This is a genomic window from Endozoicomonas sp. SESOKO4 (genome assembly GCF_024606275.1).
The window spans coordinates 1-1085 of the sequence record NZ_JAHHPS010000085.1; the positions used below are offsets into that span (position 1 = coordinate 1).

The 1085-nt window shown below is 41.8% G+C and carries 1 protein-coding gene; it reads left to right on the forward strand.

The features are described from left to right. Nucleotides 1–117: 117 nt before the first annotated feature. On the forward strand, nucleotides 118–1085 hold a 968-nt coding region (locus tag KDK16_RS01390; RefSeq protein ID WP_257274344.1), incomplete at its 3' end, for a hypothetical protein.

Sequence of the window (1085 nt, forward strand, 5' to 3'; positions counted from 1 at the left end):
ATTGATGAGCTGAATCGATTAAGATCCATTGCCACCTTTGATGACGTTAAAACCTATATTCTGGATGGTCGCCATCAACAAGGATTCCGGCCACCTGAACAGCAGCAGTTAGCCGCAGTGCATCAGGAAAAGGAAGTCTGTCAATTGCTGCATGAGGCCAATTTTATCTTGCATGGCCCGAGTGGTTTGATAGCACCGCTGGCAAACAGCAAAGGTGAATTTGCCAGCAAAACGGTGGGTGTTAGTGAATATGAAACCAAAAGCGGAGATTATAGTGAAACAGGCCGTCATGGAATAAAAGAGATTGATATGGGCTTTAGCTGTCAGCGTTTATACCTGATGGAAAATACATACCCTGACACGGTATTCAAGGACGATTTACTGCGTAAGTATTGCGCTAACCCACTGAGCAAAAGCAGTGATGGGAATGACCAGAGCGTATTTTATTTTGTCTATGGACATGATGAATATTTTCTTGCTCAGGCGCTGAGAGTTCTGGTGCTGATGGAAGGAGACAACGACAGAGATGTGGTGTTAGTCAGCTCTCGGCAGCTTAATCCGGGCTACTTCAGCAAGCATTTCCCCGAACAGCAGCCGGACTTTTTTCCCTATAAGTCTGTTAATTTATTTAAAATCAACAGTGATGATAAAAAAGATGTGATCATGACTTTCCAAAATCCCATTGGTCAGAAGGAAAAAAATGTAAACATTATTATCCCTGATCGAATAGTAGATAGTGACTTTGATCTTTTACAACAAGGTTCTGTAATCAATTGGAGTTCCGGTGATATCAGCATCTCCGATGTTCTTGCCAAAGGAAAAATCCCAATCATTGAGCAATATAAAAAATGGTATCTATTTAAGGAAGTGGTGATAACAATGATAAAATTTTGTGCAATTCCGGGAAATGAGCAATATGGTCTTTTGATAGCCCCTTGGAAAACGGCTAGTGCGAACTTACCTGATAACACCGTGGGTTCTCTCAAGAACAACCCAGATAAGAGAGTCTCATTGCAACAACTGCTTGGTGCGCAATGGCAAGCGTTCGAACGTGACTTCACGGATTGGTTAAAAAAGAACAATCA